The organism is Enterobacter genomosp. O, assembly GCF_001022965.1.
Lineage (GTDB): Bacteria > Pseudomonadota > Gammaproteobacteria > Enterobacterales > Enterobacteriaceae > Enterobacter > Enterobacter cloacae_L.
The window spans coordinates 95,573-119,299 of the sequence record NZ_LECZ01000022.1 but is presented as its reverse complement, the minus strand read 5'-3'; the positions used below and the strand labels follow the sequence as shown (position 1 = coordinate 119,299).

The window sequence follows — 23,727 nt, the reverse complement described above, 5'->3', positions numbered from 1 at the left end:
GTTTTCTTTTATACGTCAAAGAGGAGTTTCACATGGCTAATTGCCAGAACTCGAACGAGCGCCTGTTCGGCGGTGCGGTCGTGCTGGAAGTCGCCGATGGCTGCCCGGACGTCAAACCACTTGAATCTGAGTGGATGGCGCTGGCTGCTGGCACGTCTAAGGGCTTCGACTTCAACCCGAACTCGGTTACCTCTGATGCGGATGACGGCGGCGGCTATGTCGAGACCATCATCACCAACAGTGATTTCACCCTGAGCTTTGAAGGTGAAGTGCGCAAGAAGGACAAGTTGGATCAGTACGGTGTCGGCAAATTCATCAAGTATTTCGCTGATGAACTGAAGGCCAAGCGCCAGCCTGGTATCTGGGTGCGCATGGACTACGGTCCGATTGAATTCATCGGCTACATGAACATTAACGCGTTGAGTTCTGACGGTGGCACTAACGATATCGTTACATTCTCAACTGAGTTCAAAGTCGGTGACGCGAGCACCATCGAAGTGAACGAAATCACTGCGGTTGCGGTGACTGGCGTGACGGTAACCCCGACAACCAGCACCGGCACGGCAGGCGGTACCAGCACCTTTACGGTGAACATCGCACCAACTGGCGCAACCAACAAAGACTTCACTGTGGCGACTACCGACGCTACCAAAGCAACGGCCACTGCCTCAGGCAACACCGTGACTGTGACGCGTGTCGCCACCGGCAGCGCGCAGATCATCATCAACACCGAAGACGGCAACTTTGTGGCCGTGCATACGGTTACCGTTACCTAACGGACATTCCAAAGGGCGGCGTGCTGCCCTTGATAATGACCGTTTACTGGAAGGCCTATGACCGCTTTAACCGATATTGGCGAACTCTCTATCAGCGACAGCCGCGAAGGCGGGAAAGATTATCTGTTGCGACCTTCATTCGAGGCTATGACGAGGATCGGCACTCCGGAAGAGATTGTGCAGGCGTACGCCACCATCCACGGTAATGATGTCGCTCAGCTCATAGAGGTGTGCGCAGGCACGCTGGGGCGCTTCCCGGCGTGGTTATCCCCATCATTCAACCGTGCAGCTGAGAAGCTGTTATCAACGTGCATGCTTGTGCTGCAGGCGTGTTGTGAAGAGGACCTGACGCCGATGATCGGAGAGTGGAAGGGGTGGCGGCATTGCGTCGTCTACCGACCGGGCCAGATGCCGAAGAACGACATTATCGTGCTGGCGCAGCACCTCATGCAGCACGGTGTAGTCGGTAAGGCCAAGGTTCGCCAGCTGCAGCGACATGAAACTGGTGAGCGAACCACTGAGTTTAAAGCCTTCGACTACATCAGCGCAGCGCGCAGCCACTTCGGCATGAATCGCGGGGAGGCCTCTCAGTTAACAATGACCGAATTTCAGCTGCTGCTGGCGGCGAAATACCCTGACCAGAAAGGCTTCACTCGAGAAGAGTACGACAGCATCGCCGATGAGTACCTGGCTAAACAGGCCGCACGCAGGGCAAAAGCAAAGCAATAACCGGAGAATGACATGGCAGGTGAGAAGAACGCCGGTAGCATCGTTTATGAAATCAGCGCCGACGTTGAGCCGCTGCTGCAGGGCGGTAAACAGGCCATTGATGCTCTGGATAAACTGGATGCAGCAGCCCAGCAGTCCGGCAAGGGGATGGATAACCTCGATCAGAGTACGTCACAAACCGGATCTGCGTTTACTGAGCTTGCTGGTTACGCCAACTCCATGGACAACCAGCTGCGCAAGCTTAACACCAACGTGAGCGGCATTGCCCGCGCTATGGAAGAGGCCCGCAGCGGTACCGGCGGCGCGAGCAGCGAATTCAGTCGTGCCGAATCCATCATCGAGGCACTGGGTAACCAGTTGGCGGTGCTGGACGAAGCGCAGGAGAATGGCGCGCGTAGTGCTGCAGTCCTGGCTGCCCAACTTCGTGCCGGTTCGAAAGCAACCGACGAAGAGAAGCAGAAGATAGGCGAGCTTACTGGTCGCCTGTATGACATGAAGACTGGTGTTGAAAATGGCGCAAAAGGCACTGGCAACTGGAAAACCAGCATGCAGCAGGCCGGGTACCAGGTACAGGACTTCATCGTGCAGGTGCAGGGCGGGCAAAATGCCCTGGTCGCGTTTTCACAACAGGGGTCACAGCTTGCTGGCGCATTCGGTCCTGGCGGTGCCGTGGTTGGCGCCATAATCGCCCTTGGCTCTGTACTGGCTGGCGTGCTGATCACCTCACTGAATGGCGGGAAGAACGCCATGGATGCGCTGAAAGACGCAGCTGAAGCGATGGATAAGGTTATCAACGTCTCGAGCAATGGCGTGGCCGCGCTGTCAGACAAATATGCGTACCTGGCGAAGACTAACGCTGAAGTCGCTACACTGATGCGTAATCAGGCGCTGCTGGAGTACAACCAGGCTATAGCTAAAATACCAAAGGCTATTAGCGATGCGTCAGACTCATTTATCTCTTTTGGAGACAAGGCTTTATCTGCTTTCACTGGCGGCTATGCATCAGTTAAAGGTTTCAATGACCGCCTTGCGGCACTTGATATCACCACGACCAATTACTCTGATGCACTCAAGCAGATAAGCTCTGCTGGCATGGAATGGAATGCCACAGGGATGAGCATCGCCAATACTGTTGGCGCATTAGCATCAAAATTTAGCATCAGTGATCAGCAGGCCTTCGAGTTATCCAAGCAATTATCGGAATTAAGCAAAAATCCATCTCCTCAGGCTCTACAGGCTCTGGCGCTTAAATTACAAAGCCTTCAGCCAGCATCAAGCGATGGGCAAGCAGCTATTAATGCATTGTTAGGCCCTATCATTGAGCTTGCCAGGGAGGCTGCCAACGCGTCATTTAATGTCGATAGCCTTAAACGTTCGACAGATAACTTAACTGCAGGTCAGAAGAATCTGATTAAGCAGTCTCAGCGCAACCTTGCGCTGTCGAAGCTGCAGGGAGAGGCCCGCGCACGCCTGCAGGCGCAATATGCTGCCGAAGATGCCGGATTTGCTAAGGATGATCCGCACGCCAAGCAGATGGAAGATGATGCTGCTGCTACGTACAAAAATACGCAGGCACAGAAGACTCTCCAGTCAGAGCAGAAGAAGGGGGCCTCCCAGGCTGAGTCTATAGCTCAGAAGCTGGCGAACCTGAAACAGCAATCAGAACTTGCCGCCGACTCAACTAATAAGCTGAGCCGCGAGCAGGCGATCCTGAATGCGCAGCAGTCGCTCGGGAAAGGTGCAACCAAAGAGCAGATAGCACTTGCCGGTCAGTATGCGGCCAAAAAATGGGACACGGCCAATGCCATTAAGGCGCAGGCGGCAGCCGAGAAGCTCCTGCCAGAAGCGCGCGAAAACGCCAGCTATAAGCAGGATGTTGAGGATCTGAATACCGCTCTGGCTGCGAAGAAAATCAGTCAGGAGCAGTTCAATCAGACATCTGAGCGGCTGGAAGCAACACACCAGGCTAACCTTGCGAAAATTCGTGCCGATCAGGCTGTAAGCCCACAGCAGGAAGCTGCTGGTGGCGTGGACCCAGTGCAGCAACTGGCGAATGAAAATGCCCGTAAACTCGCGCTTATTCAGGCATACGAGCAGCAGGGGATTATCACTCACCAGAACGCACTTATGCTGCGCGCTAATGCTGACAGAGAGTACGAGCAGGCGCGCATAGCGGCGCAGTGGGAGATCTTCCGTAATCAGAGCGCAGGTAATGAAGCACTGGCGGCGTCATTCGATGCACTGGCCGGTAATGCGTCTAATGCCTTAACCGGCATCATCACCGGGAGCATGTCAGCAGAGGATGCTCTGCGCTCGATCGGCAATACCGTCCTTAACAGCCTTATCAACACCTTCATTCAAATGGGCGTTGAATGGGTTAAGTCGGCAATCATGGGGCAAACGGCAACATCTGCAGCTGTTGCAGCATCGACCACTGCTCAGGCGGCGGGCATAGCCACCACGACGGCGACGTCGACGGCAGCAGCGGCGGCCACCACGGCGGCATGGACACCTGCAGCAATCATGTCATCCATCGCCTCATTCGGTGGTGCCGTGGCGATCGGTATCGGAGCTATGGCTGGCATCCTGGCGCTGTCCGGCAAGCGTAAGAACGGCGGGCCAATTCAAGCTGGCGGCATGTATCAGGTAGGTGAGGGCGATAAGCCTGAAATCTTCCGCGCCAATAATGGCAGCCAGTACATGGTGTCTGGCGATAATGGAACCATGCTCAGTAACAAGGACATTACTTCAGGTGGTGGAGGCGGGGCTCCAATTCTCAACATCTACAACTACTCATCCGCGTCTGTTGATGCTCAGGCTACGCAGAACGGCGATGGTTCATGGACGCTTGAAGCTTTTATAGCTGACATGAATAACGGCGGACCGGCAAGCAACGCCATAACCAGCAACATGAACGTTAAACGCACGCCAAGGGGGCAGGGCTGATGCCAATTATCGACTATCCCGACTGGCTGCCGCTGGCGCAGAAGGCCAGCAAAAACATGACTCTCGATACCGGTTTCCAGACCGATCAACCCGCGGTCGGTCCGGCCATCTTCGAGAATCAAACCGACGACCTGAAAGTGACCTGGTCGCTGACGTGGATATTCACCCTGGCGCAGGAGCGCGCATTCCAGCAGTGGCTGCGCAGCCCGAACTATCTCAACCGGGGCCTGAACTGGTTTCGGATGAATATCAACCTGGGCGGCAGTGGGCTGCAGCTTCAGGAGCTTCACTTCACGCAGATGCCGGTGCAAACCAGTATCGACGGCGGGGTGGTGACCTGGACGGGGACCGTTATTGCGAACCACCTCTACAACGCCGACGACGAATTTGACGACATCATTGTTGAGCTGCCGCCGCCGTGGGATTCCTGGCTGGATATCGTTGTCACTGGCTATCCGGACGGGCGTGATCCGGAATCACTACCGAGGGTGCCGTAATGCCGAGCTTCAGGGAGTATAAGCAGCAGCGGCCGACGCGCGGGCTTTACGACACCATTACGTTCTACCATCCATCCTTTGGCTACGTCCGCCTGGTCGATAAGCAGTTCTTCCCGAAGACGCTCGGCGGCCAGACGTACACACCAGCGCGTTTTGAAATCGAAGAGAGCCAGCAGAGCGGCACGCCGGTGATCGACGCGACGGTGAAGTTAGGGCGGCTTTCGTCGGACATCAAAGCGCTGATGAAGCAGTGGAAGGGTGCGGCCCGGCTGACGGCCATCACGGCCACAAGGCAGATCTTCGACAGCGGCGACGTTTCGGTGCCGATTAAGTCGTGGCAGTTATACGTCAAGACAGTGGACATCGACGCTGACTCCGCGTCGGTCACTCTGTCCGTCACGAATCCGCTCAATAATAATATTGGGCGATTATACGACCCACGCGAATATACTGGGCTTCAATATTTATGAAGTGGTATAATTATTAGGCGCGTTACTCCTCTTGCTCGTATTAAATATATTTGTGTCTTCTGGTTGAGGTCTCTATATGAATTGGCATGAACTTTTCAGATATGATGATGGAAAGATATATTGGAATATAAGAAGGAGTGGCGTCAGATACGGAAAGTCACCAAACAAGACTACTACACAAGGATATCTCACTGTAATCGTTGACGGAAAGCAATTGCTTGTTCATAGAATTATTTATGAGATGCACCATGGTGAAATACCTAACGGTCATGAAATTGATCATATTGATGGTGATAAAAAAAATAACAACATAGATAACCTCAGGGCGGTTAGCAGGGCTGTCAACTCAAGGAATAAAAGAAAACTCACTGGTAATACATCAGGTGTTACTGGCGTTGATTTCTTGAAGAGAAGAAATGAGTGGCGCGCAAGATTTGCAAATACTCATCTTGGTTGGTTTCCTGACTTCCCTTCAGCTTGCGAGGCGAGAATTATTGCTGAAGTGAGAAGCGGCGATGTAACTGGTAGGCACGGAACATGAATACCTCTGATTTTGTTCGGAAGGTGATCGGCGTGCCGTGGTCTAACCGGGCCTGTTCGTTCGAGAAGGTGGATTGCTGGGGGCTGGTGGTGCTGTATTACCGCCATGCCCTCGGCATAGAACTGCATCAGACGCCGGACTACGAAGCCGGTGAGGACTTCTTCACCTGCTATCAGGGTGATGTCGTTTTCTGGTGCCGGGTGGATAAGCCCGTCGAGGGCGGGATATTCGTCGGGTATCGCGGCGCGCAGCCGGCACATGTTGGCCTGGTACTGAACAGGCAGGCGCTGCACTCGCGCGGCGAGAATGGAAGCGTACGCATGGATTCATTGCTGGTCATTCAGCGGGCATTCACTAAAGTGGAGTTTTTCGAATATGGCGTTGATTGAACTCCAGCGTTTCCCGGGAACGCCAAAAAAACGCTACAGGGTGCCAAATGGCACCCTTTTTTATGACTGGCTGGCGGCCAATGACGCTAACTTTCATCGCGATCTGCTGATCGTCCGCAACGGCGTAAAGCTGGTCGAAGATGATGAGCTGGCGTTTGAGCTATGCGAACTGGACACCGTCCAGATATTCGACCAGCCGAAGGGTATCATTGGCGACATTCTCAGCCCTATTTTCAAAGTTGTCGGCGCGGTCTTCTCGTTCCTTGCTCCCAAGCCGGCGATCGCCAATACAGGCGGCAACACGATTGACTCGCCAAACAATAGCCTGACCGGTCAGACGAATACGGCGCGCGTCTACAAAGCAAAGCCGGACATCTACGGGCAAATCCGTTCGTTCCCGGACCTGATTCAGGAATCACTGTTCGAATACGTGCGCCAGAGCGACACGGATGGCGGCCTGAAGTACGTTACTGAGTGGATGTGCATCGGGATCGGTAAATACGATTACGAGTCTGTGCGTTATTCAGAGTCCAGCCTCGGAAGCATGGCCGGTGCAGAGTTCCAGTTTTACCAGCCGGGCGAGGTGATACCCACCATCAACGAAGGGTACGGTTTCGACGATGTGGACGGCCAGGAGGTGCCCGGGCAAAACGAATCGGATAATTTCCCGATCGAGACAGCCACGGCCACCACGGTTGTGAGTGGCACTTATTCCGGCGGGCAGATTGCGGTAAAAATCATCAAGCAGGCTGATTTTGATTACTTCATGGGCCTGGTCCTGCCGCACGCCGTTACCTTTACGATTAACGTCACCTACAGCACGCCAACCGGCAACGTAACGCAGGATGTCGATTTCTCCGGCACGCTGATATCGGCTGTCGAAACAAACGACGGCGCGGTGGTTAACCCGGTCCGGTGGTACACATTCACGATGGGGGATCTGATTGGCCCTCCTGATGTGCCGGCAGTGGCGACAATCAACACGACGAAGTTCATCCTCAATGATAACGAAGCGCTCGTGGTAGGCCCGTTCTTCTCGCCAGTAGAGTCCTCTCAGTTGTGGCTGCACACTCAGGTACAACTGGGCGGCAAAAAGTCAGCCGACTGGAAGGTTACGATCTGGAAAATTGACGATGACTACAACCAGGTGCCGGGTACTCAGCAGACGTTCACGTATCACCAGGGGACGCCGCACAAATCATCCAGCGAAGTGTTTTATCGCACTGACAAGCTGACGCCGACCGGCGGTTTTGGCAAGTACGCCATTAACTTCCAGCGCACAGATAACTCGAGTGATGCCTCTATCCTGAAGGTTGAGGAGATCCACTCGGTCAACGTCAGAACCAACGTCGTGCATCCAACCGATACGCTGGTACGTGTGAAGGTAAGAGCGACAGAGAACGCCCTGGGCAGCCGTGACCGCAAATATAACGCCCTGGTGACGCGTCAGACCATCAGTTACAACCTGACGACGCAATCGGTGGATTACACCCTGCGGGCCTCGCGCTCTTTCGCTGATGCGGTGGCGCACACCTGGCTGATTATGGGCGAGCAGCCGGTAAGCAGTATTGACCTGTACGGGCTGTACTCGATCGCTGAAAGCCTGCCCGATGATCGGCTGGGTTACTTCGACTACACGTTTGACGACGAGAATGATTCTCTCGGCGACCGCGTGCAGGCGATCTGCAATGCTGCGTCTGTCATTGCGTACTGGGACGACGGCGTGCTGACGTTTACCCGTGATCAGAAGGTTGATTACCCGGCGGCCGTATTCAACCGCGCCAACATGAAGACGGACGAGTACAAAATGACGTACGAGGCCACTCTTCCTGGCGGCTACGACGGCGTGCAGGTGTCCTACGTGCATCCAACCACGAACAACAAGACTTACATCAACTACCGCGTGCTGAACGGCGCTATCGTCGAGCAGGAAGCGGAGAACCCGAACAAGATAGAAATAGTCGGCTTCCGTAACGAGTATCAGGCGCGGGAACGCGCGCTGCGCGAAACGAAGCGCCTTATCTACTCCCGGGTGAAGATGAACGCCAAAGTTTTTGAGGATGGAATCATGCAGGTCGGTAGCGTCGTGCAGATAGCGGATATCTACGACAGCAACCAGCAGCAGGGTTACATCACCGGCCGCGCCGGGAATAACTTTGATACAAGCGAGCCAATCGCGTTTACCGGCTCAATGTATGTCCTGGTCACAGACAGCCTGGGCAACCCGACTCTGCGCTATCCGGCCACCACCCGCACCGACACGAAGTACGGATTCACCGCGGCAATACCCGACATTCAACTCAATATCTGGAACGGAGACACTGTACAGCTCCCGTCGCGCTACCTCATAGCAACGGTAGAGGAGCTGAACAGCCAACTATGGACGGTCAATAGCATCAAACCGAACACAGATAACACGGTATCTCTGACCGTCGCAGAATATAGCGACGCCATCTACCAATAAGAACCGTCCCCGACCAACCAGACCCGGCCACCGTGCCGGGTTTCTTTATGGAATCAATATGGCTACGCAACCTACAAACTTGCCTGTTCCAAGCGAATCACCTCGCGACCTGAAGTTCAACGCTGGTAAAATTGACGAGTTTGCTACCTCGCTTGAGCTGAAGTACATCGATCGGTTTGGTGGTCAGCATTACACGATAGAAGGGCTTCGCTGGCTTATTCAGCAGGCTATTTCATCTATGGGATGGGTGCTAATTGACTCATTCCAGGACGGGGCCGACATTACACTACCCAACCAGGCGCTGCGTGATGAAGCGAGCGGAGAATATTATCGCTGGGATGGCCCACTTCCAAAGCATGTTGATGCTGGATCTACGCCAGCGTCATCAGGTGGTATTGGGGTTGGCGCATGGGTGGGTGTTGGGGATGCTTCACTTCGGGCTTATCTGGCTACTGTGGCTGGTGCTGCATCAATCGGCCTGCAGCCAGGTGGTAATCTTCAGCAGGCGATCACTTGGGTAACCCCTGAGCAGTTCGGGGCAATTGGTGATGGTACAGCGCATCCTTTATCTGAGCGTTATGCAACTCTTTCTGCAGCTCAGGCCGTATACCCATTCGTGACATCCTTGACGCAAACCATTGACTGGGCCGCATGCCAGGCGGCGGAAAACTATGCTCGTGGTAAATGTGAGGTACACGTCAAGAAAAATCAGAGATACCATTTAGGATCAACTGATTATATAGCGTTTGGGCAGCAGACGGCATGGATAGCGCCGCCGTTGAGTGGGTTCGATTTCAGCACTGGTTTTTTGCGGTCTGTCCCAATTAATTACTCCTCTTACGCTTTTGGGCAATTATGTGTTGGCCGCGTTATGGATGCAGACGATGCTGGCAGTTCCGATATTTTCTTTAGAGATCTAACTATCAAGGGGTTAACATTCAAATGGGATACCGCTAGACATGTTGCTAGTAAAGGCCTTGGAACTATCGCTTTGCATCTTAACATGGCAATAAAAAGCAACCTTGATGTTAGTATGTTTGGCGCTGAGTATGCATGTTTTGGATATAGCGCTTGGGGTACTCAGGGGATTATCCGTTTCGATTCGTGTCATAAAGGATTTTACTTCGATGCGGTAAGTACATCCCCTGAAAAACCAACTGTAGGAGGGTCAACAACTTCTCATCATATTGAGATTCAGGCGGACCATACTCCTTTCCCTATTTACCTGAAGAATTGCAACTATGCAAAATTCCATGGATGGTTTGAGGGCGGGCTTGCGCAATATGGTAACTACGATAGCGCAAATGAAACAGCGATGGGTATAACGTTAGATACCTGCAGTAATGTGTCATTCGATATGGGGATAGAGGCGTGGGAAGGGGCTCACATTAACTGTATTGGTAGCGTTGAAGCTGAGTTTAAACTTCATTATCTTCAAGACTCCACGGATGGGATTTTAATAAAGGGACTAGGCACGCAAGGTGTTGCTAAGGTGATGCGAACTATTATGGGCGCTGCTGATGAAACAGCTATTGCATCTTCAAATCGAAGCTTAATATATGTCGGTCAGTTTAGTAACATATCTGTAAAACATTATGCGCCGGTTCTGTCCAAGTACACAGATAGCACCTTTGCACCATACGTAGTTACTGTAGACCCAACCTCTAAGATCACTTTCGAGCAATGCGGAATGCATCTTGGAGGTGCTTCAAGACTTGGCGGGGCATCAACAAACCTTAAGCTGGCTCCAGCAAACTATCAGTGCATTGAATCGATTGGTTGCATGTATATGGAAAGATACATGAAGGCCGATGAGACGTACGACTACATTCGTAATGGGTACAGCAGGCATAACGCATGGCAAACAAAAGTTATCAATGCTGGGGATGGTAGGGTGCAACTCGACGCACCAACAGGGTTCAGGATCGATGACTACACGGCGCATGTTGTTGCAAGCTCGCAATCATCAGCTGGCTCAAGCGCTCCACTAGCAGTGGTTTCGTCAAGCAATTCGTTTGTGTTACTACAGACGCCGATATCAGCATCAGGAGTAAGTTTGAGCTATAAACTCACCCTTAAGGTGATAGCTTAATGCTTGAACGATCCAAACTAACTTATGCGTAAATGGTGAAATCCAATGTCTAAATGTATAACATGCCTCGTATCGTAACTGTGTGAGGCATTGAGGCATGGAGTTCAGGAAGGATATTAATGGCGTTAGGGCTATAGCAGTTCTTGCTGTGGTCCTTTTCCATTTCAACAGGGGATGGGTTCCGAGTGGATTTGTTGGCGTAGATGTATTCTTTGTCATTTCTGGTTTTTTAATGACATCAATAATATTTAGCGGTTTAGAAGGAAATAAATTTACTCTGTGGGGTTTTTATAAAGCGCGCGCCAGAAGGATAGTTCCTGCGCTTGCCGTTATGCTAATTTGTGTAATGGTTTACGGATGGTACAAAATGTACACTCCAGAGTTTAAGACGCTTGCGAAGCACGCTGCATCAAGCCTTCTTTTTATTTCAAACATTGTATATTGGAAGGAGTCAAGCTACTTTGCTCCAGGTGCAGAAGAAAAATGGTTACTTCACACTTGGTCTCTATCTGTAGAATGGCAATTCTATATTATATATCCGTTAGCCATTTATATTATCAGCAAGGCTTTCAGTTTAAAGATATCTAGAGTTTTAATTCTTATTGTAGGATTGTTGAGCCTTGCGTTGAGTATTTATGCATCTAGGATTTTAGTCAGTTCATCCTATTTCTTGCTCCCGACAAGGGCGTGGGAGATGATTGCTGGAGCAGTGGTATATCTTTTCCCTTCTTCATTCTTTAAAAGAAAGATATTCCCATATATTGGCATTGCTGCAATTTTAGCATCCTGCTTTATATTTAGCGAGGAATCCTACTGGCCTAGCTACAATGCGTTGCTGCCTATCATTGGTACAATGATAATTTTGTGGGCGCGTTCTGATAACTTTATCCTTGATTCATCTTTTGCACAAAAGATTGGGTTGTATTCATATTCAATTTATTTGTGGCACTGGCCTATCTATCTATATATATATAACACATATGGTGGCGTTTCTATCGTAACAACGCTCATTGGAATTATTGCGTCAGTGGCGATGGGGATGCTGTCATTTAAATATATAGAAAGCGTTTTCAAAAGAAAGGGCGGCGTTAAAAAGGAACTACTATACTTTGCATCGTTAATTTTAGCTGTTAGCATTTATATTTCAAATGGCGCTGATACTGACATGCGAAGCATCACAAAAACTACAGGTAATGAAACTGTGGTGCATTACGATGGATATCGTTTTGATAATAATGGGATGTGGGATAAGTGTAACAGTAGTGAAAAACTTGATCACATCGATAAATCATGTGTCGACACTGCTAAAAGGGGAGGTGTCTTTTTATGGGGAGACTCTCACGCGGGAGCTCTTTCTTTAGGTATAAGAACGCTTCTACGAGAGGGGGTACCATTCTATCAACTTGCTGCTTCAAGTTGTAAACCGAGCCTCCATAAATTCCCTGGAGTTATAAGTGCTACAATTGGATGTAATCTATCCAATGAAAAAGCAATTGAAGATATAAATATTGTTAAACCTGATGTTGTGGTATTGGCTCAGCGATTCCAGCATGAAGAAACAGACTGGCAAAGCATCGCTGATAAAATACACTCACTGGGTGTTAAGAAAGTTATAGTCCTTGGTCCTGTTCCTCAGTGGAAAGGGAGTCTGCCGCTAATTGTTGCGAAAAACTACAATCCGAATGATATTTACATTGATAAAAGATTTTTGGATAATCAGATTGTCGCGACGAATAACAAAATGAAGACGATATCAAAAAACAATGAAGGCTATGATTTTGTCGACATACTTGATGGCTTATGTACACGTGAAGGTACAGAACTGAAGTGTAGGTCAAGGGTAGACAGTGGTTTTACGCTTATGTCCATGGATTACGGTCACCCTACTGATGAAGGGTCCGTATTCATCGGCAAACACATAATTAAAAGCCACCTACCAACAAGCATAACCAAGTAACAGAAGCCCACTCCGGTGGGCTTTTTTACAACTAAATTTCCAGATCCATCCACCACTTATAAAACTGTTCACTCGCTTCGCTTGATCTGAACCCACAAATGATAATACTGTATGTATATACAGTAGGTGGAGTGAGGTGATTATGCCACGCACAGCAGACATACACGCCGCCTTCGTTGCGGTCATACAGCTCAACCCTAAGGGCTATCGCTATCTGAGCACAGACAGCTTCATCGAGAAGTTGCGGGAGTTCAACTGGCACTTTACTCGGGATGACGCCAATTCCTGGATAGAGCGCTATCAGCCAGACTTCACGGATAAGACGACTGACGGGACAGACAACCACTACTGGATCCTGCGCAACATGGGGAGGGTTCACTGATGGGGTTTCCTTCACCGGCGATGGATTACGTCGAGCGCCAGCTCTCCCCGGTTGTTCTGTGTCATATAAAGCCGGAGAGCAGGGTTCTCGAAACTGATACGGGGTTTGCAGTAATAGAGCCGGCTATGAAAAAGACGCCAGGCGATGTGTTACTAATCCTGTGCGACGGGCATACGCAGTTTGCCAAACTGATGGGTAAAGCGTTAATCACGGACGATGGCGAGGCGATAGAAGGCCCGGCACTGGAAGAGGTTGAGGTAATGGGGCGGGTGACGTTCTTCATCAACCGTGCGAGGGATGACGAACTCCCGATATAAATCGGCAACTCACGAAAGCGGCTCGATCAGCTCGGGCCCCTGGTTCTTCACATTGCCCACGGCGCGCTTAACGGCGTGCCAGATAAACTTGTCGGCGGGCACTGTACCGTCGGCAATTATCTCCTCAGCTTCTTTCCCGCCTACATCCTGACGCATCCACTCGCGCGCCGCTTCAGGCGACAGAACCAGCGGCCGGCGGTCGTGAATATCGACCAGACCTTTGTCAGCTGCAGACGTCACTATCAGAAAACCCTCTGCTTCATCACCACGCTCAAAAGGCGTACTGCCGATCGCAGCCATGAATATCGGCTGGCCGTCGGCACGGTGAATGAAGTAAGGCTGTTTCTTGTCGCCTTCCTTCTTCCATTCAAACCATCCATCCGCAAAACAGATAGCCCGGCCATGCTGCCAGAGAGGTTTGAACATGCGGCTAGTGGCCGCCGTCTCGACGCGCGCGTTAATCAAAGGCGCTTTATCCCACCACCCGGGCGCGTAGGACCACAGAACCGGGTCGAGATGCAGCTGCTCGTCTCGCTCGCTCAGCAACAGGACTTTGGTGCCGGGCGCCACGTTGTACCGGCCAATAGGTTCCGGGTCATAGGCAATATCGCGATCGCCTTCGTCGGCGAGATATGCCAGGTATTCTTCACGGGTTTGGGCTTGTGCAAAACGTCCACACATAGAAACCTCCAGTCAGTCAGACTGAAAGTATAGGGCAGGGAGAAAAAGTAGCGCGCTGGTTAAGTCTTACAAACGGATTCGGGGTGATTATGCTGATGAGGATGAAATGCGTAAAGCGGTGTGTTGCGAAACTGGAAGGAGCTACGCAAAAGAGGGGGAATTTTTCGGATCGGAGCGATCCCGAAGTTCACTCGTCGCTCACTCGAAAAAGATAGCAACGGTTTGATCTTGAATGGATGTATTGGTAAGCATTAAAACCCGTATTTAACGGGTTTCTGGTATGTAACTACATGAATTATATCAAAAATGGCTGGTTGTAGCGGAAACAGGAATCGTATTCGGTCTCTTTTTATCTGTATGAAAGTAAAGGCGAAATCCCAACGCTATCTTTCCCATACAGCGCGCACATCCTGTACGTCCTGTTAAAACATAACACAACACAGCATGCGTAAGTCCAGCCCTTTTTGCCTGTTTTGTTAAATTTTTGTGTGCAGTCAGCAAAAGCAGGATCCGCGCTTAAAAGCGGGATTTCACGGACGCCTCAATTTCATCAAGCAGTTCAAAGCGACGGCGGTATTCGGCACGCTTTTTACTGGCAATGTCTTCAAGGGATTTGCGTTCCATCTGCAAGGGGAGTTGCCAGCTGAAGGTTGAGTGTTTTTGACCGTCGATAGAGGCCCAAAACTCGTCGTAGCTTGCATGAAAATGACGGCCTTTACTCAGACGATAACGCAGCGCACGGAAAATGTGGCCTTCATCGCTGACCGCATAAATAGCTTTGATGCCGGAAAGCGTAGCCAAGTGGAAAAGCACTTCCATCAGCACGCGCTTCGGGAAAAGTCCATGGCAGGCACGGGTTGCCTGTTTGATCACATCACGGGATACGCTGCGGCGTGGACCCTGAAGACCGCCAATCACTAGCACATATTCTCCGTTTTCACGGGCAACGCAAAAGGTCACGCTCGCAAGCAGGGTATTTTCGTTATCACGCAACCAGAGCGTACACTCCCCCTCACGCTCTGCTTTGCTGGCGTTCATGGCATTCACGTTATAGCTCACGCCATCTTTGGCATGAAACTCAACAATGGATTGCTCTTGCGGTCCGGTTAAAGCGGCGATTAGCCCGGCATCTTTCAGGGAGTCAATCCACTGATAATGGCTGATGATGGCATCAGCCCGTGCGTTGGCGTTCATACCCCGCATCAGATACTGGCGATGTGTTTTACTTGGCAGGGTGATTTGCGAGGCCAGCAACTGGTCGAAATCGTTACGACGAGCCAGTGCATCGAGCATGCGATGCGTTGAAGACCAGAACAGCAGTGAACGTAACAGAAATTTGAGACGGTACTCGCGTTTTTGCCAGATAGGGCCTGGGACGAGTTTACCTTTCACCAGTTCGGAAATGATATGGGTACGATGCGAATGTGGCGCATCGTCTTGCAGGCGCGTATTTGACACGGGAAAACCTCAAAGTTTATGCAATGCATAGTTTAGGGGGCATGCAAAAGTGGATTAATACTGGTGAAATATTTATTTATCCTTAGTTTACTGTTTGTTTAGCTTTGTGAAAAGCGCTCCTGAGGAGCGTATCTGCGCGTATGCCATCTGCAATTATACTCCCTGTGGGAGGTTCTATGTATCAGCGAATCGAAAGTGGGAAGTGGCGTCACGTCTGGGTCGTCAGCGATATACATGGCTGTTATCAGTGGCTTATGGATGAGCTTAAACGCCATCACTTTAACCCGTATGAGGATTTACTCATTTCTGTAGGCGATATGATCGATCGTGGCCCTGACAGCGTGAAATGCCTGCAGTTAATGAACGAAAAATGGTTTCGCGCCGTGCGCGGCAACCACGAGCAAATGGCTCTCGACAGTCTGGATAATAACGATTTTGTGCTCTGGACGATGAATGGCGGAATGTGGTTTGCGCAACTTGAACGCGACCAAAAACAGCTCGCGCTGGGGTTGCTTAATAACTGTCGCCATTTACCGCATATCATTGAGATAACCTGTGCTAACGGTTTGAATGTGATAGCTCATGCCGATTATCCGGCAGCCGAATATCGCTGGCAAAAACCGGTCAGCGCCCATCGCGTTTTATGGGACCGCGATAGGTTAATGGGGTTTATGGTAGGTAAAGGGCAGGGCATTAGCGGCGCGGATCATTTCTGGTTTGGTCATACGCCCGTCGACAGACGATATGATTTTGATAATCTCCACTACATTGATACGGGGGCTGTTTTCGACGGTTACTTTACGCTGGCACAGCTTCAGTAATAAATAACCCGCCTTCGGGCGGGTTCTTTTTAGGTCAGGCAAGGCGCATGACCCAGGCATCGGTTTTGCTATCGTAATGCTCACGGTAAAGGACAGAATGTTCGCCATCAAGTATTGCCGGGACGCTGGTATCTGCATCCCATGCATCGAGCTGCATGCACAAATCCGGGTCGGATTTGCAGGGAATACTTAACGTTCGATCGCCTTGTGCTTCGCCGCGCAATTCTGCGTCGTCGATCTCAAAAGCGCCAATACGCACGCTGGTTTTCGTCATAGTGCTCTCCGGGTCGGTTGTCAAAATCTGGTATGACCAGTGCGATCACCCATTTTTGATCGTAGACAAGGAGAGCAAAATCGCCAGTAAAAAAATGCGCTTTTTTTCAGGTCGTGCGATCGTTACCGGTAAACAGCCGGCCATCACGAACCAGCTCGCGCGGATAGCTGTTTTTGAGGCGGGAGCCGACTTTTTTTGCCAGTCCCAGCGGATATCCCTGATACGTCACCACCACTTCATCGCCTGACGGCGTGCTTTCAGGATAAACATCGCGACCGCGATACCACTCTTCGGCTTCCTGATGCGTCAGGGCAAAGGTATTCTCGTGCCCGGCAAGCGCGATGACGGCCTCGTGCTGCCAGCGATAGCCTTTATTATGGGCCTCCGCAAGGCGGATCCCGATGCGGGAGAAGCGAACTTTGCCAATAAGCGGCTCAATATTTGCCGGGAACAGCCAAATCTCCTTATCTCGCTGCCAGAGATGGAGCGTTTCATCCCAGCTAAGCCCTGCTTTACCCGCGGCGAGAGTGACCTGCCCGGCGTCACGACCTTTTAGCGGCGCGAACGGGAAATTGCCGACCTTGAATTTAGGGGCTGGGAGGGGAGCAACCGCCTGCGTTTTGCGCAGACGCGCCACAAAGAACCCTTCGCAGTCGTAAATTTGCGGGAACACATGGAGGAAACCTTCAGGCGTGACGGCTTCACGCGCTGAGGCAAACAGATCGTTAAGCGGCAGGAACTCGACTGCATCCGGATACTGCGCTTTCAGCCACAGACAGACGTCTTCGTTTTCATCGCGGTTGAGGGTACAAGTTGAATAAACCAGCGTGCCACCGGGGCGCAGGGCGTGAAAGGCACTCTCGATCAGCTCTCGCTGCGTGGCGGCGATCTCAAGATTGCTTTCCACAGACCAGTTTTTCAACGCATCGGGATCTTTACGCACCACCCCTTCGCCGGAGCAGGGGGCGTCCAGCAGAATGGCATCAAAGGCTTCCGGTAAGGCGGCACCAAACACGCGTCCATCGAAGTGCGTCAGGGCGACGTTATGAATGCCGCAGCGGCTGATGTTGGCATGCAGCACTTTCACGCGGCTGGCGGAAAACTCGTTGGCGAGGATCGCTCCGCGGTTACCCATCCGGGCGGCAATTTGCGTGGTTTTCGAGCCGGGTGCCGCCGCGACGTCCATCACGCGTTCAGGCGCATTGCCCTCTGCAAACAGGGCGGCAACCGGCAGCATCGAGCTCGCTTCCTGAATATAGAACAGACCGCTCAGATGTTCTGCGGTACTGCCCAGCGGCACGGCGTCTTCATCATCGCGTTCGATCCAGAACCCCTCAGCACACCACGGGACTGGCGTAAGCTGCCAACCGTATGGCGCGACCAGCGTCAGAAAATCCTCGACGCTGATTTTCAGCGTGTTGACGCGAATGCTCCGGCGCAGCGGGCGCTGGCAGGCGGCAATAAAATCGTCTAACGAGAGGTGAGAGGGAAGCGCCTCGCGCATCTGCGCCAGGAATTGTTCAGGAAGAAATACGGAGTTTTGAGCCACGGGCACACCACAGGGAAAAGTTCAGGTGCGCAGTGTAACATAAAGGCTCCGGCGCGTTGACACCGGAGCCTTTCAGATTAACGCGGCAGGGCCGTTCCCCATTCGCGCCACTCTTTCGGTTCACTTTCGAGCAGCAGGAAGTGTTTACCCGACTGCGCTTTCGGTGCCAGCGGCGTGCCCGGCGGTGTGGCAAACGCGATACCGCCGCGAATGAACTGGTTGAAGGTGCCGGTTTTCACCACGCCTCCCGTGAGGCCGAAGTCCAGCGAATAGCCGGATGCCAGCCAGAATACCGAGTTATTACGGACCAGGTGCTGGTACCGTTCGCTGATACGTAATGCCACCATCACGCGGTCAGAGAGCGTACCGAGCGTCAGGCCCGTGACCGTACCCACCTCAATGCCGCGGAACAGTACCGGCGTGCCGATGTTCAGCGAGCCCGCTTCCGGCACTTCCACCACAATGCTCAGGCCGCCAAGGTAGCGCGAGTCGGTGATCGTCGCTTCCTGCAGCTCAAAATCACGGCGGGCATTGCCCTGGCCGGGCTCAACGTTGATGTACGGCTGCAGGATGGTGTCGAGATGCTCAACGCCTGCGGCCGAAATCTGCGGCGTGACCACCGAGAAGCGCGAACCCGTACGGGCGAAGGTCTGCACATATTCCGGGTAAAGCACGGCGGTGGCCTGGACCTCGTTACGCGCCGTGATCAGCGTTAGCTTCTGGATCTGGCCGATATCAATGCCCAGGTAACGGATTGGCATACCTTCCGCCAGCTTGCCGGCATCAAACGCGTGCAGGGTAATTTGCCCGCCCACGGCACGCGCGGCGGTTTCGGACGGGAAGAGAATGCGTTTATCGCCTTTGCGCAGATTCGCGCCCGCACCGCTGAGGTTATCGAAGCTAATCGCCCCGCGCAGCGCGCGTGAGAGCGGGGAAGCCTGCACGGTCAGCCCGTTGCCGTTAAGCTGAACCTTCGCGCCGCCCTCGGCCCAGAAGACGCTGTTTGGCGTCAGCAGCTTGCGGTACTCCGGCTTGATATGCAGTTCAATATCAAACGCGTCCGCACGGGGGCGTACGGTGATGACTTCCCCGACTTCAAACTTGCGATACAGCACCACGGAGCCTGCCTGCACGTCCGGCAGCGCCTCGGCGCTTAACGTTAGCGTGGTGGTAGGGAGATCGCTCAGGCTGTTTTCAATCGCTTTCTCCAGGTTGGCATACAGCGGGTAGCTCTCGCGCACGGGGCCTTTATTGCCAGGCAAAATACGGATGCCGCCGTTAACCCATTCGCTGGCGCTGGCGCCAAGGAACTCCACGCCGTCCAGGCCCACCTTCACGTCGACGCGGCTGTTCACCACGAATTTACTGTCGCCGTGCACCAGGTCGCTGTATTGCGGATCGATGGCGACCGAGAAGCTCACTCCATTCGCCGAGAGCGTGCGCTCCAGCACCTGTCCGACCTGCACGCCGTGTAAAATCAACGGCTGGCCGGCTTCAATACCGTAGCTTTCAGGCGCATTCAGCGTGACGGTTACTACACCCGGTTTTTGCAGCAGGCTTTTATCCGCCGGGGCAATCACGAAGCTATTGCTGGGTTGACCATCGCCGGGGATCAGCTCAAACGTGTTTCCGGTCAGCAGGGTGCTGAGGCTGGCATCGTTGAGGGAGAGCTTCGGACTGCGCATTTCGATGCGCGTCTTTTCGCGCAGGAGATCGACCACGCTTGGATCGACCGTCATCTCGCCGGTGACCGAGCCGCCCGGGTTGAGCGTCATTTTGGTGAGCTGGCCAACCTGCAACCCCTGATACATCAGCGGCGTTGAACCGGCTTTCAGCCCCTTAGCATCGGGCAGGGCGAGTTTGACGATCACGCCGCGCTGGCTGTGCGCCAGGTCAGCGTACAGCCCGAAGGTGTCATCGGCCGTGGCAGGGCTTGAGTTTTCCGGGGAATCAAAGGCAATTGCGCCATTCACCAGTGCGGCCAGGCTCTCCAGCTTCACCTTCGCACCGCTCAGGCTGAGGTCTGCGTCCACGCCGGATACGTTCCAGAAGCGGCTGCCTTTTTTCACCAGGTTAGTGAAGCGACGCTCGATCAGAACATCAATGGTGACGCCCTGTTTATTTGGGTTAATCGCGTAGTCGTACACGCGGCCAACCGGGATTTTACGGAAATAGACCAGAGAGCCACTGTTCAGAGAACCGAGATCCGGTGCCTGAAGGTGGATCATCAAATCGCCGTTATTGAGACGGTATTTGGGCTGGGTATCCAGCGCCACAAAGTGATCCTGAGGCTCACCTTTGCCCGGCATCATGCCGATATAGTTACCGCCCACGAGCGCATCCAGACCGGACACGCCGGCCAGAGAGGCTTTCGGCGTCACCAGCCAGAACTGCGTTTCGCTGCGCAGGGCATCCTGCATGTCAGATTTAATACTGACCCGCACCTGTATTTTGTTCAGCCCCTTTCCAAGGGAGATGTCCTGAACCGTCCCGACTTCAACCCCCTGGAAGCGAACGGGAGTTCGCCCGGCGACGATGCCGTCAGCGGTCTGAAAATCAATGGTGACCGTGCTCCCGCGATCTTCATAGCTCGTCCAGATAAGCCAGCCTGCAATCATCAGCGCGATGACGGGCAGCAGCCAGAATGGCGAAATGCGGCGTTTTGTTTTAATTCTCGCTTCAGTCGGCGAAGCGGGGGTTTCCTGACTCATGTGCATCCCAAAGTAAGCGGCTATCCAGCCATTCCACAGCAAGAATAGTCAATATCACCGCAGAGCCGAAATAAAAAGCCGCGGGTCCCATTGTAAAAGCAAGTAACTGGTCGCGATTGATTAGCGACATCATCAGCGAAATCACAAACAGATCTAACATTGACCAGCGGCCAATCCAGGTGACGAATCGCAGAAGCAGAATACGGGTACGTAAGCCTTGTTCACACTTAAAGTGAATGCTGATAAGCAGGGTAATCATCACCACGACTTTGGTAAAGGGAACCAGGATACTGGCAATAAAGACAATCGCAGCCACCCCAACGTTGCTGTGCGCAAGGGAGATAATGCCCGAAAGGATAGTATCCTCCTGACGCCCGCCATTCACGTAAATAATGGAAATAGGCAGCATGTTGGCCGGGATCAGAAACACCAGAGAGGCGATCAGCGCGGCCCAGCATTTTTGCAGGCTGTTGTTGCGCCGCAGCCTTAATGGAATATGGCAGCGAGGGCAGCGTCCACGCGCGTCGGGCAACCCGGTATAGTGGCATCCCAGACAGACGCGGAGATTTTCATCAGGACGCGTGGCGGGGCGCTGAGGGTAAAATCGCTCCCAGAGCTGCTCAACGTTCAGATGTATCAGCGTCAGGATGCTCAGCAATACCAGACTGATGAAGGCAAAGAGCCCGATGCCGGGCTGCAAGAATGCATAGTCCTGCACCTTTATTGACGCAACGCCCACGCCCACCAGATAAATATCCAGCATCACCCACTCTTTGAGTTTATCCAGCATCAGCAGCACCGGGCGAAGATTCATGCCTAGAATATTGCCAAACCAAAGATAGGCAATGGCGGCGACCAGCACCAGCGGCGCGCCGACGGTGCAGAACAGCACCATGGCAGCGGTGATGGGATCGCCCTGACGGGTCATCTGCCAGATACCCTGCAGCACGTTGGCGTCAATGCGTACGCCAAGCAGGTAGAGCTTCAGCAGCGGCTCGCTCCAGGCGAAGGGCATCAGCAGCAGCATGGTGACGGCCATTGCGGCGAGGCGGGTTAACGACCAGTCGCGGCCGTCACGAATTTTGGCGTCGCAGCGGGGACAAAAGGCACTTTGGTGCGATTTCATCTTCGGCAACATAAAAAGCGTATCGCACTGGGGGCAACGCTGATAATGTGCACGGGGCAAAGCTTCGCTTACCGTATGGACAGTTATCTTTCTTGTCGGCGTAATTTTGGTTGTTTTTAAGGCCATCAGCTGCGCACAAATAAGTATTGTTGAAAGTTATAATAACTCATGAACGGATTCATCTTGAGCATGAGCGCATTTAATGCTTATTTTAATAGGCTCTGCGGTAATTTTGTAAGACAACCAAGTGATTGAATAATGAACAAAACAGAATTCTACGCGGATCTGAACCGCGATTTTAAGGCATTGATGGCGGGTGAGACCAGCTTCTTAGCCACTCTGGCAAATACTAGCGCATTGCTGTTTGAACGTCTCTCTGACGTGAACTGGGCCGGTTTTTACCTCCTGGAAGGTGAAACGCTGGTGCTGGGGCCGTTCCAGGGCAAGCTGGCCTGCGTGCGCATTCCGGTAGGACGCGGCGTATGCGGCACGGCGGTGGCTGAAAATCAGGTACAGCGTGTGGAAGACGTTCATGCGTTTGACGGGCACATTGCCTGTGATGCCGCCAGTAATTCTGAAATCGTTCTGCCGCTGGTGGTAAAAAATCAGATTATTGGCGTTCTGGATATCGACAGTACGGTCTTCAGTCGCTTTACAACCGAGGACGAACAGGGGCTGCGCGAGCTGGTAGCGAATCTCGAAAACGTACTCTCTGCAACCGATTATCAAAAATTCTTTGCGAGCGTCGCAGGATAATCAACGGATAACGTAGCATTTACTGATAGCGTCATTATAATGACGCCTGTTCATGCCTGCGCTTGTTGGCAACGTCCGTTGTAATCAGGAAATTTCATGGAAAATCAACCTAAGTTGAATAGCAGTAAAGAAGTTATCGCATTTCTGGCCGAGCGTTTCCCGCAGTGCTTCAGCGCGGAAGGTGAAGCTCGTCCCCTGAAAGTCGGTATTTTTCAGGATCTGGTGGCGCGCGTTGAGGGGGAAATGAACCTCAGCAAAACTCAGCTGCGTTCTGCCTTACGTCTTTATACTTCGAGCTGGCGTTACCTGTACGGTATCAAAGCGGGCGCGACGCGTGTGGATCTCGACGGCAACCCTTGTGGTGAGCTGGACGAGCAGCACGTTGAGCACGCGCGTAAACAGCTGGAAGAAGCCAAAGCACGCGTTCAGGCACAACGTGCAGAACAGCAAGCGAAAAAACGCGAAGCCGCAGCGGCAAACGGTCAGGAAGAAGCGCCTCGTCGCGAGCGTAAGCCACGTCCTGCACCGCGTCGTCACGAGAATAACGATCGCAAACCGCGTGCTGACAAACCAGCAGCTAAAGCCCCGCGCGCGCCTCGTGAAGAGCCGCGCCATACTCCGGTTTCAGACATTAACGCCCTGAGCGTTGGTCAGGCGCTGAAGGTAAAAGCGGGTAACAATGCTATGGACGCCACCGTACTGGAAATCACCAAAGATGGCGTTCGTGTACAGCTGACTTCTGGTATGTCAATGATTGTACGCGCAGAACACTTGTTGTTCTGAAACGGAGG

At 52.6% G+C, this 23,727-nt stretch carries 21 protein-coding genes; 15 read left to right on the top strand and 6 right to left on the bottom strand.

The window, feature by feature from the left end:
* Positions 1–32: 32 nt before the first annotated feature.
* The 12 genes from ABR39_RS04000 to ABR39_RS03945 all read left to right on the top strand — a co-directional run bounded on the left by ABR39_RS04000 (position 33) and on the right by ABR39_RS03945 (position 13,560).
* Positions 33–776: a phage tail tube protein gene (locus tag ABR39_RS04000; protein ID WP_047345868.1), complete on the top strand. Its 744-nt coding sequence runs from the start codon at positions 33–35 to the stop codon at positions 774–776.
* A 57-nt stretch (positions 777–833) separates the two neighbouring features.
* A complete protein-coding gene (locus tag ABR39_RS03995) occupies positions 834–1,505 on the top strand; it encodes a DUF6246 family protein (protein WP_047345867.1) in 672 nt (223 codons plus the stop codon).
* A gap of 12 nt (positions 1,506–1,517) precedes the next feature.
* A complete protein-coding gene (locus ABR39_RS03990; RefSeq protein ID WP_047345866.1) occupies positions 1,518–4,451 on the top strand; it encodes a tail protein (tape measure) in 2,934 nt (977 codons plus the stop codon).
* Positions 4,451–4,948, top strand: coding sequence for a hypothetical protein (locus tag ABR39_RS03985; protein WP_016245414.1), 498 nt, complete (start codon positions 4,451–4,453; stop codon positions 4,946–4,948). The genes ABR39_RS03990 and ABR39_RS03985 overlap by 1 nt, the downstream gene beginning before the upstream one ends.
* Entirely contained in the window at positions 4,948–5,418 is a 471-nt protein-coding gene (locus tag ABR39_RS03980; protein WP_047345865.1) for a hypothetical protein, read from the top strand. The genes ABR39_RS03985 and ABR39_RS03980 overlap by 1 nt, the downstream gene beginning before the upstream one ends.
* 76 nt (positions 5,419–5,494) lie before the next feature.
* Positions 5,495–5,959 (top strand): HNH endonuclease signature motif containing protein, encoded by a 465-nt coding sequence (locus ABR39_RS24640; protein WP_047345864.1) that lies wholly within the window; start codon positions 5,495–5,497, stop codon positions 5,957–5,959.
* The gene (locus ABR39_RS03970; protein WP_047345863.1) at positions 5,956–6,348 is read left to right on the top strand and encodes an NlpC/P60 family protein; all 393 of its coding nucleotides are present in this window, start codon (positions 5,956–5,958) and stop codon (positions 6,346–6,348) included. Before ABR39_RS24640 ends, ABR39_RS03970 begins: the two co-directional genes overlap by 4 nt.
* Positions 6,335–8,812 (top strand): host specificity factor TipJ family phage tail protein, encoded by a 2,478-nt coding sequence (locus ABR39_RS03965; protein WP_047345862.1) that lies wholly within the window; start codon positions 6,335–6,337, stop codon positions 8,810–8,812. Before ABR39_RS03970 ends, ABR39_RS03965 begins: the two co-directional genes overlap by 14 nt.
* A gap of 58 nt (positions 8,813–8,870) precedes the next feature.
* Positions 8,871–10,904 (top strand): hypothetical protein, encoded by a 2,034-nt coding sequence (locus ABR39_RS26155; protein ID WP_047345861.1) that lies wholly within the window; start codon positions 8,871–8,873, stop codon positions 10,902–10,904.
* A gap of 97 nt (positions 10,905–11,001) precedes the next feature.
* Positions 11,002–12,861: an acyltransferase family protein gene (locus ABR39_RS03955; protein WP_047345860.1), complete on the top strand. Its 1,860-nt coding sequence runs from the start codon at positions 11,002–11,004 to the stop codon at positions 12,859–12,861.
* A 142-nt stretch (positions 12,862–13,003) separates the two neighbouring features.
* Complete coding sequence (locus ABR39_RS03950; RefSeq protein ID WP_047345859.1) at positions 13,004–13,243, top strand: hypothetical protein; 240 nt, start codon at positions 13,004–13,006, stop codon at positions 13,241–13,243.
* On the top strand, positions 13,243–13,560 hold the full coding sequence (locus ABR39_RS03945) for a hypothetical protein (RefSeq protein ID WP_047345858.1): 318 nt from the start codon (positions 13,243–13,245) through the stop codon (positions 13,558–13,560). Before ABR39_RS03950 ends, ABR39_RS03945 begins: the two co-directional genes overlap by 1 nt.
* Before the next feature lie 9 nt (positions 13,561–13,569).
* On the opposite strand, the gene ABR39_RS03940 is transcribed toward ABR39_RS03945, so the two are convergent.
* Positions 13,570–14,241 (bottom strand): SOS response-associated peptidase, encoded by a 672-nt coding sequence (locus tag ABR39_RS03940; RefSeq protein ID WP_047345857.1) that lies wholly within the window; start codon positions 14,239–14,241, stop codon positions 13,570–13,572.
* A 516-nt stretch (positions 14,242–14,757) separates the two neighbouring features.
* A complete protein-coding gene (locus ABR39_RS03935; RefSeq protein WP_047345856.1) occupies positions 14,758–15,699 on the bottom strand; it encodes a VirK/YbjX family protein in 942 nt (313 codons plus the stop codon).
* Between the two features lie 176 nt (positions 15,700–15,875).
* On the opposite strand from ABR39_RS03935, the gene pphA reads away from it, so the two are divergent.
* On the top strand, positions 15,876–16,520 hold the full coding sequence (pphA, locus tag ABR39_RS03930; protein WP_047345855.1) for a protein-serine/threonine phosphatase: 645 nt from the start codon (positions 15,876–15,878) through the stop codon (positions 16,518–16,520).
* 34 nt (positions 16,521–16,554) lie between these two features.
* Here the strand turns inward: pphA and ABR39_RS03925 are convergent, their stop codons facing one another.
* The 4 genes from ABR39_RS03925 to yebS form a co-directional block, all read right to left on the bottom strand.
* Positions 16,555–16,794, bottom strand: a complete 240-nt coding sequence (locus tag ABR39_RS03925; RefSeq protein ID WP_008500472.1) for a YebV family protein — start codon at positions 16,792–16,794, stop codon at positions 16,555–16,557.
* A gap of 106 nt (positions 16,795–16,900) precedes the next feature.
* On the bottom strand, positions 16,901–18,343 hold the full coding sequence (gene rsmF, locus ABR39_RS03920; protein ID WP_047345854.1) for a 16S rRNA (cytosine(1407)-C(5))-methyltransferase RsmF: 1,443 nt from the start codon (positions 18,341–18,343) through the stop codon (positions 16,901–16,903).
* A gap of 77 nt (positions 18,344–18,420) precedes the next feature.
* Positions 18,421–21,054 carry a PqiB family protein gene (locus tag ABR39_RS03915; protein ID WP_047345853.1) on the bottom strand — a complete coding sequence of 878 codons (2,634 nt, stop codon included), beginning with the start codon at positions 21,052–21,054 and terminating at the stop codon, positions 18,421–18,423.
* Positions 21,023–22,306, bottom strand: coding sequence for a membrane integrity lipid transport subunit YebS (gene yebS, locus ABR39_RS03910; RefSeq protein ID WP_047345852.1), 1,284 nt, complete (start codon positions 22,304–22,306; stop codon positions 21,023–21,025). The genes ABR39_RS03915 and yebS overlap by 32 nt, the downstream gene beginning before the upstream one ends.
* A 132-nt stretch (positions 22,307–22,438) precedes the next feature.
* Here yebS and ABR39_RS03905 point away from each other — a divergent pair, with 132 nt between their 5' ends.
* Together ABR39_RS03905 and proQ are read left to right on the top strand one after the other, a co-directional pair.
* Positions 22,439–22,936, top strand: coding sequence for a GAF domain-containing protein (locus ABR39_RS03905; protein WP_047345851.1), 498 nt, complete (start codon positions 22,439–22,441; stop codon positions 22,934–22,936).
* Between the two features lie 96 nt (positions 22,937–23,032).
* Positions 23,033–23,719, top strand: coding sequence for an RNA chaperone ProQ (gene proQ, locus ABR39_RS03900; protein ID WP_047345850.1), 687 nt, complete (start codon positions 23,033–23,035; stop codon positions 23,717–23,719).
* Positions 23,720–23,727: the final 8 nt, after the last annotated feature.